The 26,655-nt window shown below is 63.2% G+C and carries 26 protein-coding genes; 16 read left to right on the forward strand and 10 right to left on the reverse strand.

Annotated elements, in window-relative coordinates; genetic code table 11:
* Nucleotides 1-149: 149 nt before the first annotated feature.
* Together ACZ9A3_RS01515 and ACZ9A3_RS01520 are read left to right on the forward strand one after the other, a co-directional pair.
* On the forward strand, nt 150-1,091 hold the full coding sequence (locus ACZ9A3_RS01515) for an AEC family transporter (protein WP_476252065.1): 942 nt from the start codon (nt 150-152) through the stop codon (nt 1,089-1,091).
* Nucleotides 1,092-1,143: 52 nt separating this feature from the next.
* The gene (locus ACZ9A3_RS01520) at nt 1,144-2,517 is read left to right on the forward strand and encodes an amino acid permease (RefSeq protein ID WP_476252066.1); all 1,374 of its coding nucleotides are present in this window, start codon (nt 1,144-1,146) and stop codon (nt 2,515-2,517) included.
* Nucleotides 2,518-2,539: 22 nt separating this feature from the next.
* Here ACZ9A3_RS01520 and ACZ9A3_RS01525 read toward each other — a convergent pair whose 3' ends face one another.
* The 6 genes from ACZ9A3_RS01525 to gatC all read right to left on the reverse strand — a co-directional run bounded on the left by ACZ9A3_RS01525 (nt 2,540) and on the right by gatC (nt 7,756).
* Nucleotides 2,540-2,917: a carboxymuconolactone decarboxylase family protein gene (locus tag ACZ9A3_RS01525; RefSeq protein WP_045196295.1), complete on the reverse strand. Its 378-nt coding sequence runs from the start codon at nt 2,915-2,917 to the stop codon at nt 2,540-2,542.
* 10 nt (nt 2,918-2,927) lie between these two features.
* Nucleotides 2,928-3,971, reverse strand: coding sequence for a calcium/sodium antiporter (locus ACZ9A3_RS01530; RefSeq protein WP_045196297.1), 1,044 nt, complete (start codon nt 3,969-3,971; stop codon nt 2,928-2,930).
* 62 nt (nt 3,972-4,033) lie between these two features.
* Nucleotides 4,034-4,405: a septal ring lytic transglycosylase RlpA family protein gene (locus tag ACZ9A3_RS01535; RefSeq protein WP_093388150.1), complete on the reverse strand. Its 372-nt coding sequence runs from the start codon at nt 4,403-4,405 to the stop codon at nt 4,034-4,036.
* A gap of 138 nt (nt 4,406-4,543) precedes the next feature.
* Nucleotides 4,544-5,989 carry an Asp-tRNA(Asn)/Glu-tRNA(Gln) amidotransferase subunit GatB gene (gene gatB / locus ACZ9A3_RS01540; protein WP_045196301.1) on the reverse strand — a complete coding sequence of 482 codons (1,446 nt, stop codon included), beginning with the start codon at nt 5,987-5,989 and terminating at the stop codon, nt 4,544-4,546.
* 11 nt (nt 5,990-6,000) lie between these two features.
* A complete protein-coding gene (gene gatA / locus ACZ9A3_RS01545) occupies nt 6,001-7,452 on the reverse strand; it encodes an Asp-tRNA(Asn)/Glu-tRNA(Gln) amidotransferase subunit GatA (protein WP_476252067.1) in 1,452 nt (483 codons plus the stop codon).
* Between the two features lie 16 nt (nt 7,453-7,468).
* Nucleotides 7,469-7,756, reverse strand: coding sequence for an Asp-tRNA(Asn)/Glu-tRNA(Gln) amidotransferase subunit GatC (gene gatC, locus ACZ9A3_RS01550; protein WP_045196305.1), 288 nt, complete (start codon nt 7,754-7,756; stop codon nt 7,469-7,471).
* Nucleotides 7,757-7,958: 202 nt separating this feature from the next.
* Between gatC and mreB the strand changes: the two genes are divergently transcribed.
* The 8 genes from mreB (at nt 7,959) to tldD (ending at nt 19,101) form a co-directional block, all read left to right on the forward strand.
* A complete protein-coding gene (gene mreB, locus ACZ9A3_RS01555; RefSeq protein ID WP_008371426.1) occupies nt 7,959-8,996 on the forward strand; it encodes a rod shape-determining protein MreB in 1,038 nt (345 codons plus the stop codon).
* A gap of 167 nt (nt 8,997-9,163) precedes the next feature.
* Nucleotides 9,164-10,231 (forward strand): rod shape-determining protein MreC, encoded by a 1,068-nt coding sequence (gene mreC / locus ACZ9A3_RS01560; RefSeq protein WP_093388156.1) that lies wholly within the window; start codon nt 9,164-9,166, stop codon nt 10,229-10,231.
* Nucleotides 10,231-10,719 carry a rod shape-determining protein MreD gene (gene mreD, locus ACZ9A3_RS01565; protein ID WP_045196310.1) on the forward strand — a complete coding sequence of 163 codons (489 nt, stop codon included), beginning with the start codon at nt 10,231-10,233 and terminating at the stop codon, nt 10,717-10,719. The genes mreC and mreD overlap by 1 nt, the downstream gene beginning before the upstream one ends.
* A gap of 35 nt (nt 10,720-10,754) precedes the next feature.
* Complete coding sequence (locus ACZ9A3_RS01570; RefSeq protein ID WP_045196312.1) at nt 10,755-11,357, forward strand: Maf family protein; 603 nt, start codon at nt 10,755-10,757, stop codon at nt 11,355-11,357.
* Nucleotides 11,358-11,437: 80 nt separating this feature from the next.
* Entirely contained in the window at nt 11,438-12,895 is a 1,458-nt protein-coding gene (rng, locus tag ACZ9A3_RS01575; protein WP_045196314.1) for a ribonuclease G, read from the forward strand.
* An 88-nt stretch (nt 12,896-12,983) separates the two neighbouring features.
* Nucleotides 12,984-16,799, forward strand: coding sequence for a YhdP family protein (locus ACZ9A3_RS01580; protein WP_476252068.1), 3,816 nt, complete (start codon nt 12,984-12,986; stop codon nt 16,797-16,799).
* Between the two features lie 8 nt (nt 16,800-16,807).
* The gene (locus ACZ9A3_RS01585) at nt 16,808-17,659 is read left to right on the forward strand and encodes a carbon-nitrogen hydrolase family protein (RefSeq protein ID WP_045196318.1); all 852 of its coding nucleotides are present in this window, start codon (nt 16,808-16,810) and stop codon (nt 17,657-17,659) included.
* Nucleotides 17,660-17,661: 2 nt separating this feature from the next.
* Nucleotides 17,662-19,101: a metalloprotease TldD gene (tldD, locus tag ACZ9A3_RS01590; RefSeq protein ID WP_093388168.1), complete on the forward strand. Its 1,440-nt coding sequence runs from the start codon at nt 17,662-17,664 to the stop codon at nt 19,099-19,101.
* A gap of 42 nt (nt 19,102-19,143) precedes the next feature.
* Here tldD and yjgA read toward each other — a convergent pair whose 3' ends face one another.
* On the reverse strand, nt 19,144-19,665 hold the full coding sequence (gene yjgA / locus ACZ9A3_RS01595; protein WP_045196322.1) for a ribosome biogenesis factor YjgA: 522 nt from the start codon (nt 19,663-19,665) through the stop codon (nt 19,144-19,146).
* Nucleotides 19,666-19,773: 108 nt separating this feature from the next.
* Between yjgA and pmbA the strand changes: the two genes are divergently transcribed.
* From pmbA to ACZ9A3_RS01625, 6 genes are all read left to right on the forward strand, one after another.
* Entirely contained in the window at nt 19,774-21,120 is a 1,347-nt protein-coding gene (pmbA, locus tag ACZ9A3_RS01600) for a metalloprotease PmbA (protein ID WP_045196325.1), read from the forward strand.
* 118 nt (nt 21,121-21,238) lie between these two features.
* On the forward strand, nt 21,239-21,640 hold the full coding sequence (locus tag ACZ9A3_RS01605; RefSeq protein ID WP_082075425.1) for a FagA protein: 402 nt from the start codon (nt 21,239-21,241) through the stop codon (nt 21,638-21,640).
* Nucleotides 21,633-23,009, forward strand: coding sequence for a class II fumarate hydratase (locus ACZ9A3_RS01610; RefSeq protein WP_045196328.1), 1,377 nt, complete (start codon nt 21,633-21,635; stop codon nt 23,007-23,009). The genes ACZ9A3_RS01605 and ACZ9A3_RS01610 overlap by 8 nt, the downstream gene beginning before the upstream one ends.
* A gap of 27 nt (nt 23,010-23,036) precedes the next feature.
* Nucleotides 23,037-23,498, forward strand: coding sequence for a hypothetical protein (locus ACZ9A3_RS01615; protein WP_093388174.1), 462 nt, complete (start codon nt 23,037-23,039; stop codon nt 23,496-23,498).
* 1 nt (nt 23,499) lies between these two features.
* Nucleotides 23,500-24,111, forward strand: coding sequence for a superoxide dismutase (locus ACZ9A3_RS01620; protein ID WP_213602331.1), 612 nt, complete (start codon nt 23,500-23,502; stop codon nt 24,109-24,111).
* Nucleotides 24,112-24,122: 11 nt separating this feature from the next.
* A complete protein-coding gene (locus ACZ9A3_RS01625) occupies nt 24,123-25,016 on the forward strand; it encodes a ZIP family metal transporter (protein WP_045196335.1) in 894 nt (297 codons plus the stop codon).
* A gap of 14 nt (nt 25,017-25,030) precedes the next feature.
* Here the strand turns inward: ACZ9A3_RS01625 and ACZ9A3_RS01630 are convergent, their stop codons facing one another.
* Genes ACZ9A3_RS01630 through ptsN form a run of 3 tightly spaced genes read right to left on the reverse strand, consistent with a single transcriptional unit; the run spans nt 25,031 to nt 26,645 of the window.
* Nucleotides 25,031-25,303, reverse strand: a complete 273-nt coding sequence (locus tag ACZ9A3_RS01630; protein WP_045196337.1) for an HPr family phosphocarrier protein — start codon at nt 25,301-25,303, stop codon at nt 25,031-25,033.
* 20 nt (nt 25,304-25,323) lie between these two features.
* Nucleotides 25,324-26,178, reverse strand: coding sequence for an RNase adapter RapZ (gene rapZ, locus ACZ9A3_RS01635; protein WP_045196339.1), 855 nt, complete (start codon nt 26,176-26,178; stop codon nt 25,324-25,326).
* A gap of 2 nt (nt 26,179-26,180) precedes the next feature.
* Nucleotides 26,181-26,645 (reverse strand): PTS IIA-like nitrogen regulatory protein PtsN, encoded by a 465-nt coding sequence (gene ptsN, locus ACZ9A3_RS01640; RefSeq protein ID WP_045196342.1) that lies wholly within the window; start codon nt 26,643-26,645, stop codon nt 26,181-26,183.
* Between the last annotated feature and the right edge of the window lie 10 nt (nt 26,646-26,655).

Consider the following 26,655-nt stretch of genomic DNA (forward strand, 5'->3'; position numbering starts at 1 on the left):
AAATAACTGTATGTATGTACAGTTGTTTCGATCATATCCAAACCATTTCCTACGTCAACAACTCTTTTTTCTTACACAGGAATACGATTCATCAATCGGTGGCTGACGTATCATTAGCCCCCTAACGACAGCCATCGGGACCACCCTGCATGCTCGCCCTCTTTATCCAGACGCTGAACATCACGGCGCCGGTGTTCGCCATGCTGTTCATGGGCGTGCTGCTCAAACGCATCAAGGCCATCAACGATGGCTTCATCCACACCGCCTCGTCGCTGGTGTTCAACGTGTGCATGCCGGCTCTGCTGTTTTTGGGGATCTACCACGCCGACCTGACGGCGGCGGTCAAGCCCGGGCTGCTGGTGTTCTTCGTGGTCGCCACCCTGGGCAGTTTTGTCCTGGCCTGGGGCTTCGCCCTGTGGCGCTGCCCGCGTGAAGACCGCGGCATCTACACCCAGGGCGGCTTTCGCGGCAACAACGGGGTTATCGGCCTGGCACTGGCGGCAAGCATGTATGGCGATTACGGCATTTCGCTGGGGGCGATCCTCGCCGGCCTGGTGATACTGCTGTACAACTCGCTGTCGTCGGTGGTGCTGGCGGTGTACAGCCCGAGCATGAAGTCCGACCCCTGGAGCATCTGCAAGAGTATCCTGCGCAACCCGCTGATCATCAGCGTGCTGCTCGCCACGCCCATGGCCTACGGGCAAGTGCCGCTGCCCAACTGGTTGCTGACCTCCGGTGATTACCTGGCGCAGATGACCCTGCCGCTGGCATTGATCTGCATTGGCGGTACCCTGTCGCTGGCGTCACTGCGCGAAAGCGGTGGCCTGGCGGTCAGCGCCAGCCTGGTGAAGATGATCTGGTTGCCGGTGATCGGCACCCTGGCGGCCTGGCTTTGCGGCTTTCGCGGCGCGGAGCTGGGTATCCTGTTCCTGTACATCGGCAGCCCGACCGCCGCGGCCAGTTATGTGATGGCCCGCGCGGCCAACGGTAACCATGAACTGGCCGCCTCGATCATCGTAATTACTACGCTGATGGCCGCCATAACCACGAATATCGGCATTTTCCTCTTGCAGTGGGGCGGCTGGATCTAGATTCTGTGCCGACAATAAAGCCAACACTGCCTTCCACCTTCAAGGACATTTCATGCAAGAACAGAACCCCCCAGAGCGATTACAGCGCGGGTTGAAGAATCGCCATATCCAGTTGATTGCCCTGGGTGGCGCCATCGGTACCGGCCTGTTCCTGGGTATTGCCCAGACCATCCAGATGGCCGGTCCGGCCGTGCTGCTGGGGTATGCGATTGCCGGCCTGATGGCGTTCTTTATCATGCGCCAGCTGGGCGAGATGGTGGTCGACGAGCCGGTAGCCGGCAGCTTCAGCCACTTTGCCCACCGCTACTGGAACGAGTTCGCCGGTTTTGTTTCCGGCTGGAACTACTGGGTGGTCTATGTGCTGGTCGGCATGGCCGAGCTGACGGCCGTGGGTATCTACGTGCAGTACTGGTGGCCGGACTTCCCGACCTGGGCGACGGCGGCGATCTTCTTCGTGGTGATCAACCTGATCAACCTCACCCAGGTGAAGGTCTACGGCGAAATGGAGTTCTGGTTCGCCTTGGTCAAGGTCATCGCCATCGTCAGCATGATCGGCTTTGGCGCCTGGCTGCTGGCCAACGGCAATGGCGGGCCGGACGCCAGCGTCGCCAACCTCTGGCAGTACGGCGGCTTCTTCCCCAACGGCTTCAGCGGTTTGCTGATGGCCATGGCGGTGATCATGTTCTCCTTCGGCGGCCTGGAACTGGTCGGTATCACCGCTGCCGAAGCCGACAACCCGCGCCACAGCATCCCGCGTGCCACCAACCAGGTGGTCTATCGCATCCTGATTTTCTACATCGGCGCCCTGGCGGTGCTGCTGTCGCTGTACCCGTGGCAGAAGGTGGTGCAGGGCGGCAGCCCGTTCGTGATGATCTTCCACAACCTGGACAGCAACCTGGTAGCGACCATCCTCAACGTGGTGGTACTGACCGCCGCGCTGTCGGTGTACAACAGCTGCGTGTACTGCAACAGCCGCATGCTGTTCGGTCTGGCCAGCCAGGGTGACGCGCCGCGTGCACTGCTCAAGGTCAACCGCCGTGGCGTGCCGCTGACGGCCCTCGGTGTTTCTGCCCTGGCCACCGGCTTGTGCGTGCTGATCAACTACCTGATGCCGGGCGAAGCCTTCGGCCTGCTGATGGCCCTGGCGGTTTCGGCGCTGGTGATCAACTGGGCCAGCATCAGCATTACCCACCTTAAATTCCGCCGCGCCAAGCAGGCGTCGGGCGAGTCGACCTTCTACAAGAGCTGGGGCCACCCGGTGACCAACTACCTGTGCCTGGCGTTCATCGGGCTGATTCTGGTGGTGATGTACCTGACCCCGCCGATCCGCATTTCGGTGATGTTGATCCCGGCCTGGATCGCCACCCTGGGTGTGGCGTTCTGGCTGAAGAAGAAAAGTCAGAAGGCCGTCGTCGTCAGCAACTGACGGCCTTGGCGCAAGTGATCGATCAGCTCTGCGGGTAGCTGTCGATCACTTCCTGGGCGGCGCGAAAGGCATCGACCGCTGCCGGCACGCCGGCGTACACCGCGCAGTGCAGCAGCGCCTCGCGAATTTCCTCGACCGTACAACCGTTGTTCAGGGCGCCACGCACGTGGCCCTTGAGCTCCTGCGGGCATTTGAGTGCGGTGAGGGCGGCGAGGGTGATCAGGCTGCGGGTTTTCAGCGGCAGGCCTTCGCGGCTCCAGACGCTGCCCCAGGCATGTTCGTTGACGAAGTCCTGCAGCGGCTGGCTGAAGTCGGTGGCATTGCTCAAAGCGCGATCGACGAAGGCATCGCCCATGACCTGGCGGCGAACCTGTTCGCCGGATTTGTTGTTGTCGCCCATGTTGTTTTCCTTAGTGTTGGCGGCGCCAGGCACGCAGGGTGGTGTACAGCAGCAACGCCCCCAGTGCTGGCAATGCGTAGAACAGCATCAGTTTTTCAAGTCGGCTGGCCAGCGGCATGCCGGTGGTGAAGGCCACCACATGCAGACCATAAGCCAGATACAGGCAGAGGAACACCAGCCCTTCGGCGCGGGTCACCCGGTAACCGGAGTAGAACACCGGCAGCGCCAGCACCGCGACCCCGAGCATCACCGGCAGGTCGAAGGCCAGGGCATTGGGCGAGATCGACAGCGGCTCGGGGGCGACCAACGCGGTCAGGCCGAGCACCGCCAGCAGGTTGAACAGGTTGCTGCCGATCACGTTGCCCACGGCGATCTCCCGCTCGCCACGCAGGGCGGCGATCAGCGAGGTGGCCAGTTCCGGCAGCGAGGTGCAGACCGCGACCACAGTCAGGCCAATGACCCGCTCTGACAGGCCCAGGTCCTGCGCCACCTCTACCGCTGCCTCCAGCAGCAGATGGCCGGCCAGGCTGAGCAGGCCAAGCCCGGCCAGCATCAGCAGCACACTACCAAGCCAGAACCGGCCGCCACGCTGCGGGCGCGGTCCGGGGGACGGGTAGGTGCGCGCGTGGTGGCGGGACTGGTGCCAGAGGATCGCCAGGTAGCCGAACAGGCCACACAGTAGCAGGGCTCCTTCCAGGCGCCCGAGCAGTTCGTTGAAGGCCAGCAGGTACACCGCCAGGCTCGCGGCGATCATCAGCGGGATATCCAGGCGAACCAGCTGGCGCGAGACCCGCAGCGGGATGATCAGCGCGGCCAGGCCCAGGGTCACGAGGATGTTGAAGATGTTACTGCCGATCACGCTGCCGACCGCGACATCCGGCGCGCCGGTGTAGGCCGCCTGCAGGCTGACGGTCAGTTGCGGCGCGCTGCTGCCGAATGCCACCAGGCTCAGGCCGATGATCAATGGCCGCACTTGCAGGCTGGCGGCCAGGCGCAGGGCGGCGCGCACCAGCAGTTCGGCGCCGGCGATCAGCAACAGCAGGCCGATGCTCAATTGCAGCAGGCTGAAAGTGGGTAAAGCGGCCAGGTCGAAAATGGTCGGGCTCCGGGGTCAGGTCAATCGCTGAGACTTTGTACCCGTACGCGCGCGGTTCCGCTACGGATCATCCCGAGTTTATCCGCGGCGGCGCGCGACAGGTCGATCAGCCGGCCACGGGTATGCGGGCCGCGGTCGTTGATGCGCACCACGACGCTGCGTTCGTTGTTGAGGTTGGTGACCTTGACCCGCGTGCCGAAGGGCAGGCTGCGGTGGGCGGCGGTCATGCCGTGCTGGTTGAAAGGCTCGCCACTGGCGGTGCGTTTACCGTGGTGACGGGAGCCGTAATAGGAGGCGGTGCCGGTCTTGTCGTAACCGCGGGGGTCGATATCGTGGCTGGCGCAGCCGGCCAGCAGGGTGAAAAGCGCGAGTGCGCTGAGGGGACGCCACATGTATGCAGATGCTCCGTAGGGTGGCCATCGCCGGTCAAGTCGGGTCGCCGCACCGCCGCTCCCACAGGGTTATCATCAATCCTGTGGGAGCGGCGGTGCGGCGACCCGACTTGACCCGCGATTTAGCAGGCGACGCGATTACCCTTCGAGCTTGCTCTTGAGCAATTGGTTCACTTGCTGCGGGTTGGCCTTGCCTTTGGAGGCTTTCATGGCCTGGCCGACGAAGAAGCCGAACATCTTGCCGCGCTTGGCTTCATCCGCAGCGCGGTATTGCTCGACCTGCTCGGCGTTGGCGGCCAGCACTTCGTCCAGGACCTTCTCGATCGCACCGCTGTCGGTGACCTGCTTGAGGCCCTCGGCTTCGATGATCTGGTCGGCATCGCCGTCGCCGGCGGCCATCTTCTCGAACACCACCTTGGCAATCTTGCCGCTGATGGTGTTGTCGAGGATGCGCTTGAGCATGCCGCCCAGGTGCTCGGCAGTGACCGGCGACTGGTCGATTTCCAGGCCCAGCTTGTTCAGCAGGCTGCCCAGCTCGACCATGACCCAGTTGGCGGCAAGCTTGGCGTCGCCGCACACACCGACCACCTGTTCAAAGTAGTCGGCCTGTTCGCGGCTGGTCGCCAGGACGTTGGCGTCATAGGCCGAAAGGCCGAACTGGCTCTGGAAGCGCTCACGCTTTTGCGGTGGCAGTTCCGGCAAGGTGGCGCGCACCTCTTCAAGGAAGGCGCTTTCGATGACCACCGGCAGCAGGTCCGGGTCGGGGAAGTAACGGTAGTCGTTGGCTTCCTCCTTGCTGCGCATGGAGCGGGTCTCGTCCTTGTTCGGATCGTACAGGCGGGTTTCCTGGATGACCCGGCCGCCGTCTTCGATCAGCTCGATCTGGCGCTGCACTTCGGTGTTGATCGCGCGCTCGATGAAGCGGAACGAGTTGACGTTCTTGATCTCGCAGCGGGTACCGAACTCGGCCTGGCCCTTGGGGCGTACCGAGACGTTGCAGTCGCAACGCAGCGAGCCTTCGGCCATGTTGCCGTCGCAGATGCCCAGGTAGCGCACCAGGGCGTGGATGGCCTTGACGTAGGCCACGGCCTCCTTGGCGTTGCGCATGTCCGGCTCGGAGACGATCTCCAGCAGCGGGGTGCCGGCGCGGTTGAGGTCGATGCCGGTGGAGCCGCTGAAGTCTTCGTGCAGGCTCTTGCCGGCGTCTTCTTCAAGGTGCGCACGGGTGATGCCGACGCGCTTGACCGTGCCGTCTTCGAGGGCGATGTCCAGGTGGCCCTTGCCGACGATCGGCAGTTCCATCTGGCTGATCTGGTAGCCCTTGGGCAGGTCGGGGTAGAAGTAGTTCTTGCGCGCGAACACGTTGTGCTGGCCGATCTCGGCATCGATGGCCAGGCCGAACATGCAGGCCATGCGCACCGCTTCCTGGTTGAGCACCGGCAGTACGCCGGGCATGCCCAGATCGATCAGGCTGGCCTGGGTGTTCGGCTCGGAGCCGAAAGTGGTGGCGCTGCCGGAGAAAATCTTCGACTGGGTGGCGAGCTGGGTGTGAATCTCCAGCCCGATGACAACTTCCCATTGCATGTGGTGATCCCTCAGAAGCCGTTAGGTGCGCGAGTGTGCCAGTCAGTCACTTGCTGGTAGCGGTGCGCGACGTTGAGCAGGCGGCCTTCGTGGAAATACGGTGCCAGCAGCTGCACGCCAACCGGCAGACCATCGACGAAACCGGCCGGCATCGACAGGCCTGGCACGCCGGCGAGGTTGGCGGTGATGGTGTAGAAGTCTTCCAGGTACTCGGCGACCGGGTCGTTGTTCTTGACGCCGATCTTCCAGGCCGGGTTTGGCGTGGTCGGGCCGAGGATCACGTCGACGTCGTTGAACGCCGCCATGAAGTCGTTCTTGATCAGGCGGCGGATTTTCTGTGCCTGCAGGTAGTAGGCATCGTAGTAACCGGCCGACAGGGCGTAGGCCCCGACCATGATCCGGCGCTGTACTTCAGGGCCGAAGCCTTCGCCGCGGGAGCGCTTGTACAGGTCGGTGAGGTCGACCGGGCTCTCGCAGCGGTAGCCGAAACGTACACCGTCGAAACGCGACAGGTTGGACGAGGCCTCCGCCGGGGCGATCACGTAGTAGGCCGGGATGGCGTGCTGCATGTTCGGCAGGCTGATTTCCTTGACCACCGCGCCGAGCTTTTCCAGCTCCTTGACGCTGGCCTGGACCAGGTCGGCGATGCGCGGGTCGAGGCCGGCACCGAAGTATTCCTTCGGCAGGCCGATGCGCAGGCCCTGGAGCGAGGCGTTGAGGCTGGCGCTGTAGTCCGGCACCGGTTCGTCGATGCTGGTGGAGTCCTTGGCGTCGAAACCGGCCATGCCTTGCAGCAGCAGCGCGCAGTCTTCGGCAGTGCGGGCCAGCGGGCCGGCCTGGTCGAGGCTTGAGGCGTAGGCGATCATGCCCCAGCGCGAAATCCGACCGTAGGTCGGTTTCAGCCCGGTCAGGCTGGTCAGCGCTGCCGGCTGTCGGATCGAACCACCGGTGTCGGTGGCGGTGGCGCCAGGCAGCAGGCGCGCAGCAACCGCGGCCGCCGAGCCACCGGACGAACCGCCCGGCACGTGCTCGAGGTTCCACGGGTTTTTCACCGCACCGTAGTAGCTGCTCTCGTTGGCCGAACCCATGGCGAATTCGTCCATGTTGGTCTTGCCCAGGGTCACGGCGCCAGCTTCGGCCAGCTTGCTGACCACGGTGGCGTCGTACGGCGCCTTGAAGTTGTCGAGCATCTTCGAGCCGCAACTGGTGCGGATGCCCTGGGTGCAGAACAGGTCCTTGTGGCCGATCGGTGCACCGAGCAGGGCGCCGCTCTCGCCGGCGGCGCGGCGGGCGTCGGCGGCCCGGGCCTGGCTGATGGCCAGGTCTTCGGTGACGCTGATGAAGCTGTTGATTTGCGGGTCGAGCTGGTTGATGCGCGCCAACAGGGCGCGGGTCAGCTCTTCGGAAGAAAACTTCTTGTCGGCGAGTCCGCGGGCGATCTCGGCCAGGGTCAGTTGATGCATGGCAGGCTCTATTCCCTTACTCGATGACTTTCGGAACCAGGTACAGGCCGTTTTCCGTCGCCGGGGCGATGGCCTGGTAGCTGTCGCGATGGTTACTTTCTGTTACCACGTCGGCGCGCAGGCGCTGGGTGGCTTCCAGAGGGTGGGCCAGTGGCTCGATGCCAGTGGTGTCGACCGCTTGCATCTGGTCGACCAGTCCCAGAATACTGTTCAGGGCATCGGTAGTGCGTGGCAGATCGGCTTCATTCAGGCCCAGTCGGGCCAAATGAGCGATCTTTTCCACGTCGCAGCGTTCAAGCGCCATGGGGATCTCCTGGGAAAACAGAAACGGATTTGCTCCGCGATGAGGAACATGCTGGCAGTATTACGGTCATAAGGCCGCGATCATGTGCAGGCTTGCTCGGAAAAACCGCCAATTTAACATATTGGTGCCTTGCCCAAAATCCCCGCCGTTGTTAGAGTTTGCCGCACTTTTTTACCCACGCGTTGCCTAGGGTCACTTTCCCATGTTCAAGAAACTGCGTGGCATGTTTTCCAGCGATCTTTCCATCGACCTGGGCACTGCCAACACCCTTATTTACGTGCGTGAGCGCGGTATCGTCCTGAATGAGCCATCGGTTGTGGCCATTCGTACTCACGGCAACCAGAAAAGTGTCGTCGCTGTCGGTACCGAGGCAAAGCGCATGCTGGGCCGTACGCCTGGCAACATTGCTGCCATTCGTCCGATGAAAGACGGCGTGATCGCCGATTTCAGCGTTTGCGAAAAAATGCTGCAGTACTTCATCAACAAGGTTCACGAAAACAGCTTCCTGCAGCCAAGCCCGCGGGTACTGATCTGCGTGCCGTGCAAATCGACCCAGGTCGAGCGCCGGGCCATTCGTGAGTCGGCGCTGGGCGCCGGTGCCCGTGAAGTGTTCCTGATCGAAGAGCCAATGGCCGCCGCCATCGGTGCCGGCCTGCCGGTCGAGGAAGCCCGCGGTTCGATGGTCGTCGATATCGGTGGTGGTACCACTGAAATCGCGCTGATCTCCTTGAACGGTGTGGTCTACGCCGAATCCGTACGAGTCGGTGGCGACCGTTTCGACGAAGCCATCGTCACCTACGTGCGCCGCAACTACGGCAGCCTGATCGGTGAGTCCACCGCCGAGCGCATCAAGCAGGAAATCGGTACCGCCTATCCGGGTGGCGAAGTTCGTGAAGTCGATGTCCGCGGCCGCAACCTGGCCGAGGGCGTGCCACGTGCCTTCACCCTGAACTCCAACGAAGTGCTGGAAGCGTTGCAGGAATCCCTGGCGACCATCGTCCAGGCGGTCAAGAGCGCCCTGGAGCAGTCGCCGCCGGAGCTGGCTTCGGACATCGCCGAGCGTGGCCTGGTGCTGACCGGTGGTGGCGCCCTGCTGCGCGACCTCGACAAGCTGCTGGCACAGGAAACCGGCCTGCCGGTAATCGTCGCCGAAGACCCGCTGACCTGCGTAGCTCGCGGTGGTGGCCGTGCCCTGGAAATGATGGACAAACACACCATGGACCTGCTCTCCAGCGAATAAGCCGGAGCCCGCAGTTCACGCCGCCCGGTTTACAGGTAGTGCCCACAGTGCTACCTGTATGTGCTGGGCTGACGTCCGTGTGGGCGTCGTTTTCCGTCAATCCGCAAGCAGGCCGGTGCGTTGCCGTATGAATGACCTCTTGAATCGTCGTCCACGAGGAGCGGCCCATTAAACCGCTTTTCGCCAAGGGCCCTTCGCTGGGCGTACGCCTGCTCGTGCTGGTTGTGCTGTCGATCACCCTGATGGTGGTCGACGCGCGCTTCACCCTGCTCAAGCCAATGCGTAGCCAGATGGGCCTGGTGCTGATGCCGTCCTACCTGGTTACCGATCTGCCCCAGCGCGTGTGGCAGGGGGTTGCCAGCCAGTTTGGCAGCCGTACCGAACTCGCCGCTGAAAACGAAAAACTCAAGACCGAAGCCTTGCTCCTGCAAGGTCGCCTGCAGAAGCTGGCGGCCCTGACCGAGCAGAACGTGCGCCTGCGCGAGTTGCTCAACTCCTCGGCGCTGGTCAACGAGAAGGTCGAAGTTGCTGAGCTGATCGGCGTCGATCCCAATCCTTTCACTCACCGGATCCTGATCAACAAGGGCGAGCGCGATGGCGTGGTCCTCGGTCAGCCGGTGCTCGACGCGCGTGGCCTGATGGGCCAGGTGGTCGAACTGATGCCCTACACCTCGCGGGTACTGCTGCTGACCGACACCACTCATAGCATTCCGGTGCAGGTCAACCGCAACGGCTTGCGGGCAATTGCCAGCGGTACCGGCAACCCCGAGCGCCTCGAACTGCGCCATGTAGCCGACACCGCCGACATCAAGGAAGGCGACCTGCTGGTCAGCTCCGGCCTCGGCCAGCGCTTCCCGGCCGGTTACCCGGTGGCCACGGTCAAGGAAGTGATCCACGACTCAGGCCAGCCGTTTGCCATTGTCCGGGCGATTCCGACCGCTGCGCTCAACCGCAGCCGTTACTTGCTGCTGGTGTTCACCGATAGCCGCTCGCCCGAGCAACGTGCCAGCGATGCCGCGATTGCCCAGGAAGAGGCTGATCGCCAGGGCCTGCCCGCTTCGGCGGCCGCGCCTGCGCCTGGCAGCGCCCCGGCTGCACCGGCTGCGGCCACCCCGGCGCCGGCTGCCACGACGCCAGCCGCACCGGCAACCAGTGCCCATCCGCCCGCCACGGCAGCCCCCGCAGCCCCTGCTGCGGTTCCCGGCGCGCCAGTCATTACCCGGGAGAGACACTGATGGTAAGCACCCGCAGCCGTAATGGCTGGGTCATCTGGCTGAGCTTTCTGATCGGCATGCTGCTCAGCGTGTCGCCCATGCCGCAGTTCGCCGAAGTGTTCCGGCCGATGTGGCTGGCCCTGTTGCTGGCCTTCTGGACCCTGGCCGTGCCGCACCGGGTCGGGATGACCACTGCATTCGTCCTCGGCCTGGCTGAGGATGTGCTGTATGGCACCTTGCTGGGGCAGAACGCCCTGGTGCTGACCCTGATCACTTTCCTGGTGCTGTCGTTGCAACAGCGCCTGCGGATGTTCCCGATGTGGCAGCAGAGCCTGGTGATCCTGGTGATTTTCGGCCTGGCCCAGTTGATCCAGTTGTGGCTCAGCGCCCTGACCGGCAACCGCTTGCCGACCCTGGCGCTGATCTGGTCGGCGGTCATCAGCGCCTTGCTCTGGCCGTGGATCAGCTATGGCCTGCGTGGTCTGCGCCGACGCCTGAGCATCAACTGAGCACTCACATTCAACGCTGACAGGGAGACGTCAAGATGACCCTGCTGTACCTGGCCTCTGGCTCGCCACGCCGCCGTGAGTTGCTGACCCAGATCGGTGTTCCCTTTACTTCGCTCAGTGCCGCGATCGACGAGACGCCGCTGCCCGCAGAGGCTGCAGCAGCTTACGTCGAGCGTCTGGCGCGGGAGAAAGCGTGCGCTGGCCTTGCGTCACTACCCGAAGGTAGCGAGGGCCCGGTAGCAGTGCTGGGCGCCGATACCGCCGTGGTGCTCGAAGGTCGAATTCTCGGTAAACCGCAAAACCGCGAAGATGCCCTGGCCATGCTGGCAGCCCTGTCCGGGCACGAGCACCAGGTAATGACGGCGGTGGCCGTGGCCGATCATCAGCGTTGCCTGAGCGTCAATGTCACAAGCCGTGTGCTGTTTCGCCCCATCAGTGCCGAGGAAGCCGAGGCCTACTGGGCCAGCGGCGAACCTGCCGACAAGGCCGGAAGCTACGCCATTCAGGGCCTGGGGGCGGTATTCGTCCAGCGCCTTGAAGGCAGCTATTCGGCCGTGGTCGGCCTGCCCTTGAACGAAACCGCCGAACTGCTCGGTCAATTCGCCATCCCCTGCTGGCAGCGTCTGCCGGCCTGTTGAGCGAGGATTAGCCAGAACTGCCCTAGCCAGTCGCCCGCGAGCGATCCATGATTACTGAAGTCCTTTGACGAGAGCCTGCCATGAGTGAAGAGATTCTGATCAACATCACACCGATGGAATCACGCGTGGCGGTGGTGGAGAACGGTGTACTGCAGGAGGTGCATGTCGAGCGCACCCAGCGCCGTGGCATCGTCGGCAACATCTACAAAGGCAAGGTGGTGCGGGTACTGCCGGGCATGCAGGCGGCCTTCGTCGACATCGGCCTGGACCGCGCGGCGTTCATCCACGCCTCGGAAATCTCCCTGCGCGAAGGCTCGTCGGTCGAGAGCATCAGCGCCCTGGTGCACGAAGGCCAGAGCCTGGTGGTGCAGGTGACCAAGGACCCGATCGGCTCCAAGGGCGCGCGCCTGACCACCCAGCTGTCGATCCCGTCGCGGTACCTGGTGTACATGCCGCGCACCAGTCATGTCGGTATTTCGCTGAAGATCGAAGACGAAGCCGAACGCGAGCGCCTCAAGCAGGTGGTGACTGACTGCATCGCCCAGGAAAATATCCAGGATGCCGGTGGTTTCATCCTGCGTACCGCCGCCGAAGGCGCCGGGGCCGATGAAATCCTCATGGACATCCGCTACCTGCGCAGGCTCTGGGAGCAGATCGGCGCGCAGATCAAGACCGTCGGCGCGCCGACCGAAATCTACGAAGACCTCGGCCTGGCCCTGCGCACTCTGCGCGATCTGGTTAACCCGAAAATCGAGAAGATCCGCATCGATTCGCGGGAAACATTTCAGAAAACCACGCAGTTTGTCGCCGAATTGATGCCGGAAATCGCCGATCGTCTGGAACACTACCCGGGCGAGCGACCGATCTTCGACCTCTACGGCGTCGAAGACGAGATCCAGCGCGCCCTGGACCGCAAGGTGCCGCTCAAATCCGGCGGTTACCTGGTAGTCGACCCGGCCGAGGCGATGACCACCATCGACGTCAATACCGGGGCTTTTGTCGGCCACCGCAATCTTGAAGAGACCATCTTCAAAACCAACCTCGAGGCGGCCACCGCCATTGCCCGGCAACTGCGCCTGCGCAATATCGGCGGGATCATCATCATTGACTTCATCGACATGGAAGATGAAGAGCACCAGCGCCAGGTACTGCGGACCCTGGAAAAACAGCTGGAGCGCGACCACGCCAAGACCAACATCATCGGCATCACCGAGCTGGGCCTGGTGCAGATGACCCGCAAGCGCACCCGCGAAAGCCTCGAGCAGGTACTCTGTGAGCCCTGCTATTGCTGCCAGGGCCGGGGCAAGCTGAAAACCCCCGAGACCGTCTGTTACGAAATTTTCCGCGAGATCCTCCGCGAAGCCCGCGCCTACCAGGCTGAAGGCTACCGGGTGCTGGCCAACCAGAAGGTGGTCGACCGCCTGCTGGATGAAGAATCGGGTAACGTTGCCGAACTTGAAGCCTTCATTGGTCGAACCATTCGCTTCCAGGTCGAGTCCATGTATTCCCAGGAACAATATGATGTGGTGCTCCTCTGACTCGGTCTGAACAACATTGCGCAGTGCGCCGGCTGGCAAACCGCCGGGTTGCGGCCATAGTTAAGGCACGATCTGGAGGGCCACAGGCATGGAACGACTGATGCGCGTTCTCGGCGCCTTGACCCGCTGGGGGTTGGGCATCAGTGCCTTGCTGGCGGTGTTGGTGGCGCTTTATGTCAGTCTCGGCCGGCAGTTCATCCCGCTGGTGGCCGAGTACCGTGCCGAGGTCGAGGACAAGGCCGAGCAAGCCTTGGGCCTGCCGGTGCATATCGGTGCCCTGGAAGGGCACTGGAGCGGCCTGGCGCCGATCGTGCGGGTACGCGATATCCAGGTCGGCGAAGGGCCCAGTGCCCTGCGCCTGGACGGCGTCAGGCTGGTGCCGGACCTGTGGGCCAGCCTGGTCGAGCGCCAGGTGCGCCTGGCCAACCTCGAAGTTGGCGGCCTGCAACTGAGCCTGCGCGAGGACCAGAACGGCGCCTGGGCCCTGGAAGGCCTGCCGAAAAAAGACGACAAACCACTCGACCCCGAGCAACTGCTCAAGCAGATCCAGGTGGTGTCGAAAGTCACCGTGGTCGACAGCCAGGTGACCCTGGAGCCGTTCCAGCGCGAACCCATGACCCTCACCTACGTCAGCCTCGGCCTGCAGACCGGCAGTGTGCGCCAGCGCCTGGACGCGCGGCTGACCTTGCCCGATGGCCAGCCACTGGCGTTGAGCCTGCGCAGCCGGATTCGCCCCAGCCAGTGGCGCGACGGTGAAATCGATGCCTACCTGAGCCTGCCGCAAAGCGACTGGGCGCGCTGGCTGCCGCCACGCCTGCTGGGCCAGTGGCAGGCCACTGAGCTGCGCGCCGGTGGCGAGCTGTGGCTGAACTGGGGCAAGGGCCAGTTGCAAAGCGCTGTGGTGCGCCTGAATGCGCCAGAGCTGCGCGGCAATCATGCCGAACGCAAGCCCGTGCAGATTGACAACCTGGCCCTCAATGCCTGGTTCCAGCGCGGCGACAAGGGCCTGGAGGTGCTGGTCGACTCGCTGGCCATGAGTCTGGGCAAGACCCGCTGGGAATCCCATGTGCAGGTCAAGCAGACGGCCGCGACCGAGTCGAGCGAGGAAACCTGGGCGATCCAGGCCGACCGTCTCGACCTGACCCCGGTTACGCCGCTGATCGACGCCCTGGCGCCGCTGCCGGAAAAACTCATGGCCGTGGTCGATGGCCTCAAGGTCACCGGGGCCTTGCGTAACGTGCGCCTGGATGTGCGGCCTAAAGCCACCGGCGACCAGCGCCTGAGTTTTGCTGCCAACCTTGAGCGGGTTGGCTTTGACGCCTATCACGGTGCACCGGCTGCCGGTAATGTCAGCGGCAGTATCAGCGGTGACCTCGGCCAGGGCGAACTGCGCCTGGATACCGATGCCTTCATGCTGCACCTGTACCCGATCTTCGAGAAACCCTGGCATTACCAGAAAGCCAACGCACGCCTGACCTGGCGCCTGGACCAGGAAGGCTTCACCCTGATCGCGCCGTACCTGAAGGTGCTGGGCGAGGAGGGCAAGATTGCCGGCGACTTCCTCATTCGCCTGCTGTTCGATGAAACCCGTGAAGACTACATGGACCTGCGCGTCGGCCTGGTCGACGGCGATGGCCGCTACACCGCCAAGTACCTGCCCGAAGTACTAAGCCCGGCGCTGGATGAATGGCTGCGCACGGCGATCCTCAAGGGCGCGGTCGATGAGGGTTACTTCCAGTACCAGGGCTCGCTCAACCACGGCGCCTCGGAGCAGGCCCGCAGTATCAGCCTGTTCTTCAAAGTCCATGACGCCGCCCTGGATTTTCAGCCCGGCTGGCCTCAGGTGCAGAAAGTCGCCGGTGACGTGTTTATCGACGACGATGGTGTGCGCATCAAGGCGCAAAGCGGACAGTTACTCAATACTCAGGTACGCAACGTCGAGGTCAACATTCCCCATGTTGCCGCCGGTGAACACAATCACCTGTACCTGGACGGCGAATTTGACGGCGGGCTTGGCGACGGCCTGAAGATCCTCCAGGACGCGCCTATCGGCACCGGGCCGATGTTTGCCGGCTGGGAGGGCGAGGGCGATCTCAAGGGCAAGCTCAAGCTGGATATTCCCCTGGCCAAAGGCCAGCAACCCAAGGTGGTCGTTGACTTCAATGTTCGCGATGCACGGCTGAAGATCGCTTCACCTGCCCTGGAACTCCATCAGCTCAAGGGTGACTTGCGCTTTGACTTCGACAAAGGCTTGAGCGGCGAGAACATCAGTGCGCGGGCTTTTGACAAGCCGATCACCGCGCAGATCTTTGCCGAAGGCAAGCCCGGGCAGATGCAGACCCGCATCAACGCCAAAGGGCAGATGCCGCTCAAGTCACTGACCGACTGGCTGCAGGTCAAACAGGCCCTGCCGCTTTCCGGGGAGCTGCCTTACCAGTTGCAGGTCAGCCTGGGCAGCCGCGACAACACCTTGACTGTCGATTCCAGCCTCAAGGGCCTGGCGGTGGATTTGCCCGCGCCGTTCGGCAAGGACGCCAACGAGACCCGCAACAGCCAGTTCAGCATGGGGCTGCAGGGGCCGGAGCGGCGCTTTAATGTCACTTATGCCGACGTTGCCAAGGCCATCTACGCCGCGCCCATGGACAAGCTCGACCAGGGCCGCGGTGAACTGCTGTTCGGCGCCGGTACCGCACAGTTGCCGCCTGGCCAGGGCCTGCGTGTGCGCGGTCGCCTGGCCGAGCTGGACCTGGAGCCCTGGCAGAAGCAGTTCGAGCGCTTTGCCGGCAACGACCCGGGTGGCAGTGCCAAGCAGACGCTGCGTGGCGTCGACCTGAGTATTGGCCAGCTCAAGGGCTTTGGCCTGAACCTGGCGCAGGCGGTGGTGCGTGTCGATCGCGGTGGCAACCTCTGGGTCGTGCGCCTGGACAGCAAGGAAGTCATCGGTAACGCGCGGATCCCGGATGCCAAGGGCGCGCCGATGGTAATCAACCTGCAGACCATTCACCTGCCGGCCGCCGACCCCGCCGAAGCGTCTTCCGATGACGGCCCGGACCCGATGGCGAGTATTGATCCGCGCAAGATTCCGGCCGTTGATCTTTCCATCGACAAGCTGTTCCGTGGCGATGACCTGCTCGGCAGCTGGGCGGTCAAAGTTCGTCCGACTGCCAAGGGCATCGCCCTCAATGACCTCGATGTCAGTGTCAAAGGCCTGCAGATCGACGGTAATGGCGGTTGGGAAGGGGCGCCAGGGGCGAGCAGCAGTTGGTACAAGGGCCGTCTGGAAGGCAAGAACCTGGCGGACATCCTCAAGGCTTTCAACTTTGCGCCGACCGTCACCAGCCGGGACTTTCGCCTGGATGTCGACGGCCGCTGGCCCGGCTCGCCAGCCTGGGTCGGCCTCAAGCGCTTCTCCGGCAGCCTCGACGCCGCCCTGCGCAAAGGCCAGTTCGTCGAAGTCGAAGGTGGCGCCCAGGCCCTGCGCGTGTTCGGCCTGCTCAACTTCAACTCGATTGGCCGGCGCCTGCGTCTGGACTTCTCCGACCTGCTCGACAAGGGCCTGAGCTACGACCGGGTCAAAGGCCTGCTGGTGGCCAGTGAAGGGGTGTATGTGACCCGCGAACCGATCACCGTCACCGGCCCCTCCAGCAACCTTGAGCTGGACGGCACCCTGGACATGGTCCGTGACCGGGTCGACGCCAACCTGCTGGTGACCCTGCCGGTGACCAACAACCTGCCGATTGCCGCGCTGATCGTCGGTGCGCCGGCCATCGGCGGGGCGCTGTTCCTGGTTGATCGCCTGCTCGGTGACCGGGTGGCGCGCTACGCCAGCGTGCATTATCGCGTCGAAGGTCCGTGGAAAGAGCCTAAGATAAGCTTTATCAAACCTTTCGAAAAATCACGCTAGGAGCCGGGATGAAGTCAGCGGTTATCCAGATGGTCAGCCAGAGCGACGTTCTGGCCAACCTGGTGCGCGCCCGGCAACTGCTTGAGCAGGCAGCCGCAGGCGGTGCACGGCTTGCCGTGCTGCCGGAGAACTTCGCTGCCATGGGCCGGCGCGACAGCGCCGCAATCGGCCGCGCCGAAGCGCTGGGCGAAGGCCCGATCCTGCCCTGGTTGAAACAGACCGCCCGCGACCTCAAGTTATGGATAGTGGCCGGGACCTTGCCGCTGCCGCCGGTCGGCCAGGCCGAAGCCAAGGCCCATGCCTGCTCGTTGCTGATCGATGAGCACGGTGAGCAGGTGGCGCGCTACGACAAGCTGCACCTGTTCGATGTCGATGTCGCCGATAACCGTGGCCGCTATCGCGAATCCGATGACTACGCCCATGGCGGCCAGGTAGTGGTCGCCGATACCCCGGTCGGGCGCCTGGGCCTGAGCGTCTGCTATGACCTGCGCTTCCCCGAGCTGTACAGCGCGCTGCGCGAGGCCGGGGCTGAGCTGATCAGTGCGCCGTCGGCCTTCACCGCCGTGACCGGTGCCGCGCACTGGGAAGTGTTGATTCGCGCGCGGGCGATTGAAACCCAGTGTTATGTCCTGGCCGCGGCCCAGGGCGGAACTCACCCGGGGCCCCGGGAAACCTATGGCCATGCGGCGATCGTCGACCCCTGGGGGCGCATCGTCGCCGAACAGGCCAGCGGCGAAGCCGTGCTGCTGGGCGAACGTGACAGCAGCGAACAGGCGTCCATCCGGGCGCGGATGCCGGTGACCTTGCACCGGCGCTTTTTCTCGCAGGACGCCTTGCGGCCTGCGCACACCTCGGAGTGACTATGAGCGAGATGTTATCCACTGTCAGCGAACACCTGCTGGCGCCGGGCGGCCTGACCCTCGACAGCCTGCAGTCAGTGCTGGGCGAGCTGGCCGGGCCAGGCATCGATGCCGCCGACCTGTACTTCCAGGGGCAGATTTCCGAATCCTGGGCGCTGGAAGACGGCATCGTCAAAGAAGGCAGTTTCAACCTCGACCAGGGCGTGGGCGTACGTGCCCAGTCCGGCGAGAAGACCGGTTTTGCCTACAGCAACGCCATCAACCTCGAAGCCCTGACCTCGGCGGCCCGCGCCGCGCGCTCGATTTCCCGTGCCGGGCAGAACGGCAGCGTGCAGGCGTTCAACAGCCAGGACGTTACCCAGCTGTATGGCACCGACAATCCGCTTGAGGTCATCAGCCGAGCCGACAAGGTCGAGCTGCTCAAGCGTGTCGACGCCGCCACGCGCAAGCTCGATCCGCGTATCCAGCAAGTCACCGTGAGCATGGCCGGGGTCTGGGAGCGCATCCTGGTCGCCGCCGCCGATGGCAGCCTGGCCGCCGACATTCGCCCGCTGGTGCGTTTCAACGTCAGTGTCATCGTCGAGCAGAACGGCCGTCGCGAGCGCGGCGGTCACGGTGGCGGCGGGCGTACCGACTACCGCTATTTCACCGACGAACGGGTCATGGGCTATGCCCGTGAGGCCCTGCGCCAGGCGCTGGTCAACCTCGAAGCCATCCCGGCGCCGGCCGGTACCCTGCCGGTGGTGCTCGGCTCCGGCTGGTCGGGCGTATTGCTGCACGAAGCGGTCGGCCATGGCCTGGAGGGTGATTTCAACCGCAAGGGCAGTTCGGCCTACAGCGGCCACATGGGCGAGAAGGTGGCTTCGAGCCTGTGCACCATTGTCGATGACGGCACCCTGGAAGGTCGTCGCGGATCACTGAGCGTCGATGACGAAGGTACCCCGACCGAGTGCACCACGCTGATCGAGAACGGCATCCTCAAGGGCTACATGCAGGACAAGCTCAACGCCCGCCTGATGGGCATGGCCCGCACCGGCAACGGCCGACGCGAATCCTACGCGCACCTGCCGATGCCGCGCATGACCAACACCTACATGCGTGCCGGCGAAAGCGACCCGGCAGAAATCATTGCCTCGGTGAAAAGGGGTATTTACTGCGCCAACCTCGGCGGTGGCCAGGTGGACATCACCAGCGGCAAGTTCGTGTTCTCCACCAGTGAGGCGTACCTGATCGAAGACGGCAAGATTACCGCGCCGGTCAAAGGCGCAACCCTGATCGGCAACGGGCCGGAAGCCATGAGCCGGGTATCGATGGTCGGCAACGACCTGTCGCTGGACAGCGGTGTCGGTACATGCGGCAAGGATGGTCAGTCGGTGCCGGTAGGCGTTGGCCAGCCGACCCTGAAGATCGATGCGATCACCGTCGGTGGCACCGGCGCTTGAAGATGAAACCGGGCAGGCAGGGCGCCTGCCCGTGTGCGGGGTTCAACGCAGGCCGCGTTGGACCTCGTCGAGTTCGCGGATGTACTTGAAGATCTTGCGGCTCGCGCTTGGCGGCTTGTTGCGCGCCAGCTCGTGCTGGGCCTGGCGGATCAGCGAGCGCAGTTGCTGGCGATCGGCATCGGGGTATTCCTGGACGAACTTCTCCAGGACCTCGTCGGTACCATCGATCAGCCGGTCACGCCAGCGTTCAAGGTTGTGGAAGCGCTCGTTGTATTGGCGCGAGGAGGCGTCGAGCTGGTCAAGCAGGGCATTGATCGCGTCGATGTCCTGGTCGCGCATCAGCTTGCCGATGAACGACTTGTGACGCCGTTTGGCCTCGTTCGCGGTGTGCCGCTTGTGCTCTTCCAGGGCCGCGCGCAACTCGTCGGTCAACGGCAGTTTGGCCAGGGTATCGGGCTTGAGCAAGGTAAGGCGCTCGCCCATCTCGACCAGCGCCTGCATTTCGCGCTTGACCTGGGTTTTGCTTTTTTCGCCGTCAAAGGCGGTGTCGTAAGAATCAACCATGGGGGCAGTCCGCTGAGAATCGCCGCCATGATAACCAGTCGGGGGCCGCTTGTCCGGTCCGGTCGTAGATTGACCCGCGCCGAACGCAGAATTTGAGTGGAGAAAACCATGAGTGCAGTCCAGAGCGTAGGTCCGCAGGCCCTGCCGGCGTTGCAGGAACAGGTCGAACAGATCATTGCCGAAGCCCGGCGCCAGGGTGCCAGCGCCTGCGAAGTGGCGGTATCGCTGGAGCAGGGGTTGTCGACTTCGGTGCGCCAGCGTGAAGTCGAGACCGTCGAATTCAACCGTGACCAGGGTTTTGGCATCACCTTGTACGTGGGCCAGCGCAAAGGCTCGGCGAGCACCTCGGCCAGCGGCAGCGAGGCGATCCGGGAAACCGTCGCCGCCGCCCTGGCAATTGCCAAGCACACTTCCGAAGACGAGTGCGCCGGGCTTGCCGATCCGGCGCTGATGGCCCGCGAGCAGGCGGATTTCGACCTCTATCATGCCTGGGACATCACCCCTGAGCAGGCCATCGAAAAGGCCCTGGAGTGCGAAGCCGCAGCTTTCGATGCCGATGCGCGGATCAAGAACGCCGACGGCACCACCCTCAACACCCACCAGGGCTGTCGCGTGTATGGCAACAGCCATGGCTTTATCGGCGGCTACGCTTCGACCCGGCACAGCCTGAGCTGCGTGATGATTGCCGAAGCCGACGGGCAGATGCAGCGCGACTACTGGTATGACGTCAATCGCCAGGGCGAATTGCTCGCCGACCCGCGCAGCATCGGTATCCGCGCTGCGCAACGGGCAGCCAGCCGCCTGGGCGCGCGTCCGGTACCCACCTGTGAAGTGCCGGTACTGTTCTCGGCCGAGCTGGCAGGGGGGCTGTTCGGCAGCTTCCTTTCGGCGATTTCCGGCGGCAACCTGTACCGCAAGTCTTCGTTCCTCGATGGTGCCATGGGCCAACGGCTGTTCCCGACCTGGCTGACCCTGGACGAGCGCCCGCACCTGCAGCGTGCCCTGGGCAGCGCCGCGTTCGATGGTGACGGCCTGGCCACCTATGCCAAGCCATTCGTTGAAAACGGCCAACTGGTGTCCTACGTGCTGGGTACCTATTCCGGGCGCAAGCTGGGCTTGCCGAGCACCGCCAACGCCGGCGGCGTGCACAACCTGTTCGTCACCCATGGGGTCGAAGACCAGGCTGCCCTGCTGCGGCGCATGGGTCGTGGACTGCTGGTTACCGAGCTGATGGGCCATGGTCTGAACATGGTCACCGGCGACTACTCGCGCGGTGCTGCAGGCTACTGGGTAGAAAACGGCGAGATTCAGTTCGCCGTTCAGGAAGTGACGATCGCCGGTAATATGAAGGATATGTTCCAGCAAATTGTCGCGATTGGTAATGATCTGGAAACCCGCAGCAATATTCACACAGGCTCGGTGCTGATCGAGCGGATGACCGTCGCGGGCAGTTAACGCCCGGTGTTGCTCCCCCTTCGAAGCCCGGCCATGTGTCGGGCTTTTTGTTTTTCTTTTTTCATTTTGTTGAACTGATTCTGATTATCACTTAATAATGAATATCATTATCTAGGCGATGATGTTCATGAAACCAGTCCTCCACGAATTGCCCTACCTGGAAAACTGGCGCTGGCTGAGCCGGCGCATTCGCTGTGCACTCGATCCGGACGAGCCGCGCCTGATCGAGCACTACCTCACCGAAGGCCGTTACCTGGTGTGTTGCACCGATACCAGCGCCTGGACCATCGCCTTGACTTCATTCCGCCTGCTGCTGGACACCGCCTGCGATCGCGCGCTGCCCTGGCATTGGCGCTGCCTGTGCCTGGACCAGGCCTGGCGGCCGCTGCTGGAGCTGCGCAACCTCGATCGGCGCGAAAACAACCAGCGCTGGCAGCCCTTCGCCCTGCAACTGGCGAACTGCGTACTGCTGCCTTCGATTTCCTACGATGAACTGATGCAAGGACTTGATGATGAGTAATACCCGTATCGAGCGCGACAGCATGGGTGAACTGCTGGTGCCAGCCGAGGCCCTGTATGGCGCCCAGACCCAGCGCGCGGTAAACAACTTCCCGATCAGCCAGCAACGCATGCCGACCCAGTTCATTCGCGCACTACTGCTGGCCAAGGCTGCTGCGGCCAAGGCCAACATCGAGCTCAAGCAACTGGAGCAGGCCCGCGGCGAGGCGATCGTCAAAGCCGTGGAGCAGTTGCTGGCCGCTGACTTCATGCAGCATTTCCCGGTGGATATCTTCCAGACCGGCTCCGGTACCAGTTCGAACATGAACGCCAACGAGGTGATCGCGACCCTGGCCAGCCGCGTGCTGGGCGATACGGTCAACCCCAACGATCACGTCAACTGCGGGCAAAGCAGCAACGACATTATCCCCACCACCATTCATGTCAGTGCCGCGCTGGCCCTGCACGAGCAGTTGCTGCCGGCGCTGCAGCATCTGGTCAAGGTGATCGACGCCAAGGCCGAGCAGGTGCATCCGTTCATCAAGACCGGCCGCACCCACCTGATGGATGCCATGCCGGTGCGCATGAGCCAGGTGCTGGGTGGATGGTCGGCGCAAGTCAAGGCGGCCATTGCTCATCTGCAAGCCACCTTGCCAAGCCTGCAAGCCCTGGCCCAGGGCGGCACCGCCGTGGGCACTGGCATCAATGCCCATCCTGAGTTCGCTGCGCGCTTCAGCCAGCAACTGACAGCGCTTACCGGCGTCGAATTTGTTCCGGGGCACAACCTGTTCGCCTTGATTGGTTCGCAAGACACCGCTGTGGCGGTATCCGGCCAGCTCAAGACCACCGCTGTGGCACTGATGAAAATCGCCAATGACCTGCGCTGGATGAACTCCGGGCCGCTGGCCGGCCTGGGCGAAATCGAGCTCGAAGGCTTGCAGCCGGGCTCTTCGATCATGCCAGGCAAGGTCAACCCGGTAATCCCGGAAGCGACTGCCATGGTCGCCGCGCAGGTGATCGGCAACGACGCGACCATCGCCGTGGCCGGGCAGTCGGGCAACTTCGAACTCAACGTGATGCTGCCGATTATTGCCCAGAACCTGCTCAGCAGCATCGAGCTGATGGCCAATGCCAGCCGCTTGCTGGCCGACAAGGCGATTGCCAGCTTCACGGTCAATGAACCCAAGCTCAAGGAAGCCCTGGCGCGCAACCCGATTCTGGTCACTGCCCTGAACCCGATCATCGGCTACCAGAAGGCTGCCGAAATCGCCAAGACCGCTTACAAGCAAGGCCGCCCGATTATCGACGTAGCCCTCGAAAACACCGACCTGCCGCGCAGCCAGCTTGAAGCGCTGCTCGATCCGGAAAAGCTCACCGCCGGCGGGATCTGAGCCGGCCCACCGCTCTGGAGGTTTGTCATGCAGCACTGGAAACGCACCACCGAAATTGCCAACCGCCTGTTCGAACAGGGCGAGTTGGTCGATGCCCGCGAGTTGTATCTGCAAGCCCTGGCGCTTGCCCAGGTGTTGTTCGAACGCTGGCATGACGCCGACGAAGCGGTGGCCGTGTGCGTCATCGCCCACCACAACCTGGCTGACCTGCACCTGCGGCTGAATCAGCCGCAGGAAAGCGCCGAGTACCTGTGCGCCATTCACCAGCGGTTGTTGCAGACCGCCCAGGACCCGCGCATGGCGCCGATACTGCGCGAAGCTGCGTTGCGCCACAGCAGCAAGACCTACACCGAGTTGCTGAGCTTCATCAGCGAGTACGGCCAGTACCCCCGTACCGAACGTCTGCTCTACCGGCACGAGCCGCAGCCGGCCCTGCATGCCGGCCAGGAAAGCGCCGCGCCTTCAGTCCTACAATATGGAATCCAGTGATATGCCTTATACCTTGCCTGCATTGCCTTACGCCTACGATGCGCTGGAACCGCACATCGATACCCAGACCATGCAGATTCACCACAGCAAGCACCACCAGACTTACATCAACAACCTCAACGCGGCGGTCGAAGGCAGCGAGTATGCCGAGTGGCCGGTGGAAAAACTGGTGGCCAGCGTCAAGCAACTTCCGGAAAAATTGCACAACGCGGTAATCAACCAGGGCGGCGGTCACGCCAACCATTCGCTGTTCTGGACCGTGATGTCGCCCCAGGGCGGCGGCCTGCCACAAGGCGCTGTGGCCAAGGCCATTGATGAGCAATTGGGTGGCTTCGAGGCGTTCAAGGACGCCTTCACCAAGGCTGCGCTGACTCGCTTTGGCAGCGGCTGGGCCTGGCTGAGCGTGACCCCGGCCAAGACCCTGGTGGTTGAAAGCAGTGGTAATCAGGACAGCCCGCTGATGACCGGCAATACGCCAATCCTCGGCCTGGACGTCTGGGAGCATGCTTACTATCTGCTGTACCAGAACCGTCGTCCGGAATACATCAACGCCTTCTACAACGTGATCGACTGGTCCGAGGTAGAGCGTCGTTACGCAGCTGCGCTTGTGTGAGTCGCAGCGCAATGCGTTCGGATGTAATGTCGATTGCCGGCGTGCGGCTGTTTCGCCTGGCGCTCGGTACCCTGTTGCTGCTGGTCGGCTTCGCCCTGCTGGTGGCCCAGGGTATCGCCTGGCTGGACCTGGAGCCGCGCATGTTACGGGCGCTCGAAGGCGGTGCGCTGTGCGCCCTGGGTACGGCCTTGGGCGCGGTGCCGGTGCTGGTGATCCGCAACATGCCAGTGGCGTTGGCCGATACCTTGCTGGGCTTTGGTGCCGGGGTGATGCTGGCGGCCACGGCCTTTTCGCTGATCATTCCCGGGCTGGATGCCGCCCAGGCCATTGGCCTGGGTAAATGGGGCGCCGGTGGTTTGGTCAGCTTCGGCTTGCTGTTCGGGGCCTTCTGCCTGTACCTGGTCGACCTCAAGGTGTCCGGTGCATCGCCCGAGGCCCTGGTCGGCACGCCGCAGCAACCGGTGATCGCCGCGCGGATCTGGGTGTTCGTCATTGCCATCATTGCCCATAACATCCCCGAAGGCATGGCCATTGGCGTGTCTGCCGGTGGTGGCATGCCCGATGCCGACAGCCTTGCCATGGGCATTGCCCTGCAGGATGTGCCGGAAGGCCTGGTGATCGCCCTGGTGTTGGCAGGGGCGGGGATGGCCCGCTTCAAGGCGTTTCTGATTGGTGCGGCTTCTGGTCTGGTCGAGCCGCTGGCAGCGGTGGTGTGTGCCTGGCTGGTGACCGTGGCAGAGTTGTTGCTGCCACTGGGCTTGGCGTGTGCTGCCGGGGCGATGTTGCTGGTCGTGACCCAGGAAATCATTCCCGAGTCGCGCAGCAATGGCCATCACCGGCTAGCCAGCCTGGGCCTGTGCATCGGCTTCTGCCTGATGATGGTGATGGATACGGCGCTTTCGTGAGAAAACGGGGGCGGTTACTCGCCCTCGTCGAAGTAATTGTTGATCAGTTCGATCAGGGCGTTGAGTGCATCATCGTCCTGCTCGCCCTCGGTGTGCAGATGAATGGCGGTGCCCTTGCCGGCCGCCAGCATCATGACCGCCATGATGCTCTTGCCATCAACCAGGGATTGCGGATTACGCCCAACGCGAACCTGGCAGGGAAACTTGCCCGCAACGCCAACGAACTTTGCCGCTGCCCGGGCGTGCAGCCCCAGCTTGTTGATGATGGTGATTTCTTTTGCGGGCATCGAGGCGCTGGTCCTGTGGGCTAGAGGTCGCGGTGGCGAACCTGGACATTCTTTAACGATTGTTGCAGTAACTGGCCCAGACGCTCGGTCAGGTACACCGAACGGTGGTGGCCACCCGTGCAGCCAATGGCAATGGTGACATAGGCACGGTTGCTGGCGGCAAAGCGCGGTAACCACTTGAGCAGGTAGCTGGAGATGTCCTGGAACATGTCCTCGACATCCGGCTGCGCAGCCAGGTAATCGATCACCGGTTGCTCCAGGCCCGAATGGTCGCGCAGTTCCGGCTTCCAGTAAGGGTTGGGCAGGCAGCGCACATCGAACACCAGGTCGGCATCGACCGGCATGCCGCGTTTGAAACCGAAGGATTCGACCAGGAAGGCCGTACCGGGCTCCGGCTGGTTGAGCAGGCGCAATTTGATCGAGTCACGCAACTGATACAGGTTCAGGTTGGTGGTATCGATCTTCAGGTCGGCGAGGTCGGCAATCGGCCCGAGCAGCTCGCTTTCGACTTCGATCGCTTCGGCCAGCGAGCGTTCGTTGTTGGTCAGCGGGTGGCGGCGGCGGGTTTCCGAGAAGCGCTTGAGCAATGTTTCTTCATCGGCATCCAGGTACAGCACATCACACTGGATGTGCCGGCTACGGGCGTCCTCAAGCAGCTCGGGAAAGCGCGACAAGTGGCTGGGCAAGTTGCGCGCGTCAATCGAAACGGCCACCTTGGGCTGCATCAATTCCGTGTTGATCAGGGCGCTTTCGGCCAGTTGCGGCAGCAAGCCAGCAGGCAGGTTGTCGATGCAGTAGTAGCCGTTGTCCTCAAGTACATCGAGGGCGGTACTCTTGCCGGAGCCAGACCGGCCGCTAACGATGATCAAGCGCATGTTCAATGCCCGTTCTGTACGTCCAGTACGACCTGGTACAAGGCTTCGTTACTGGTGGCCGCACGCAGCTTTTCGCGTACGTCCTTGCTATCGAGCATGCTGGCGATCTGGCGCAGCAGCTCCAGGTGCGCATCGGTAGCCGCTTCCGGGACCAGCAGTACGAACAGCAGGTCGACCGGGGCGCCATCGATGGCGTCGAAATCGATAGGGGCGTCAAGGTGCAGCAGCGCGCTGACCGGCGACTCACAGCCCTTGAGGCGGCAGTGGGGAATGGCAATGCCGTTGCCGAAGCCGGTGGAGCCCAGTTTCTCCCGGGCGATCAAGGCTTCGTACACGATCTGGGTGTCCAGCTCGGGCACTTCTCTGCCGATCAGATTGGCGATCTGTTCGAGCGCACGCTTTTTACTGCCGCCCGGCACGTTCACAAGGGAACGGCCGGGGGTCAGGATGGTTTCAAGTCGGATCATGGATGAGGGG

This window comes from Pseudomonas sp. TE4620 (assembly GCF_056279045.1).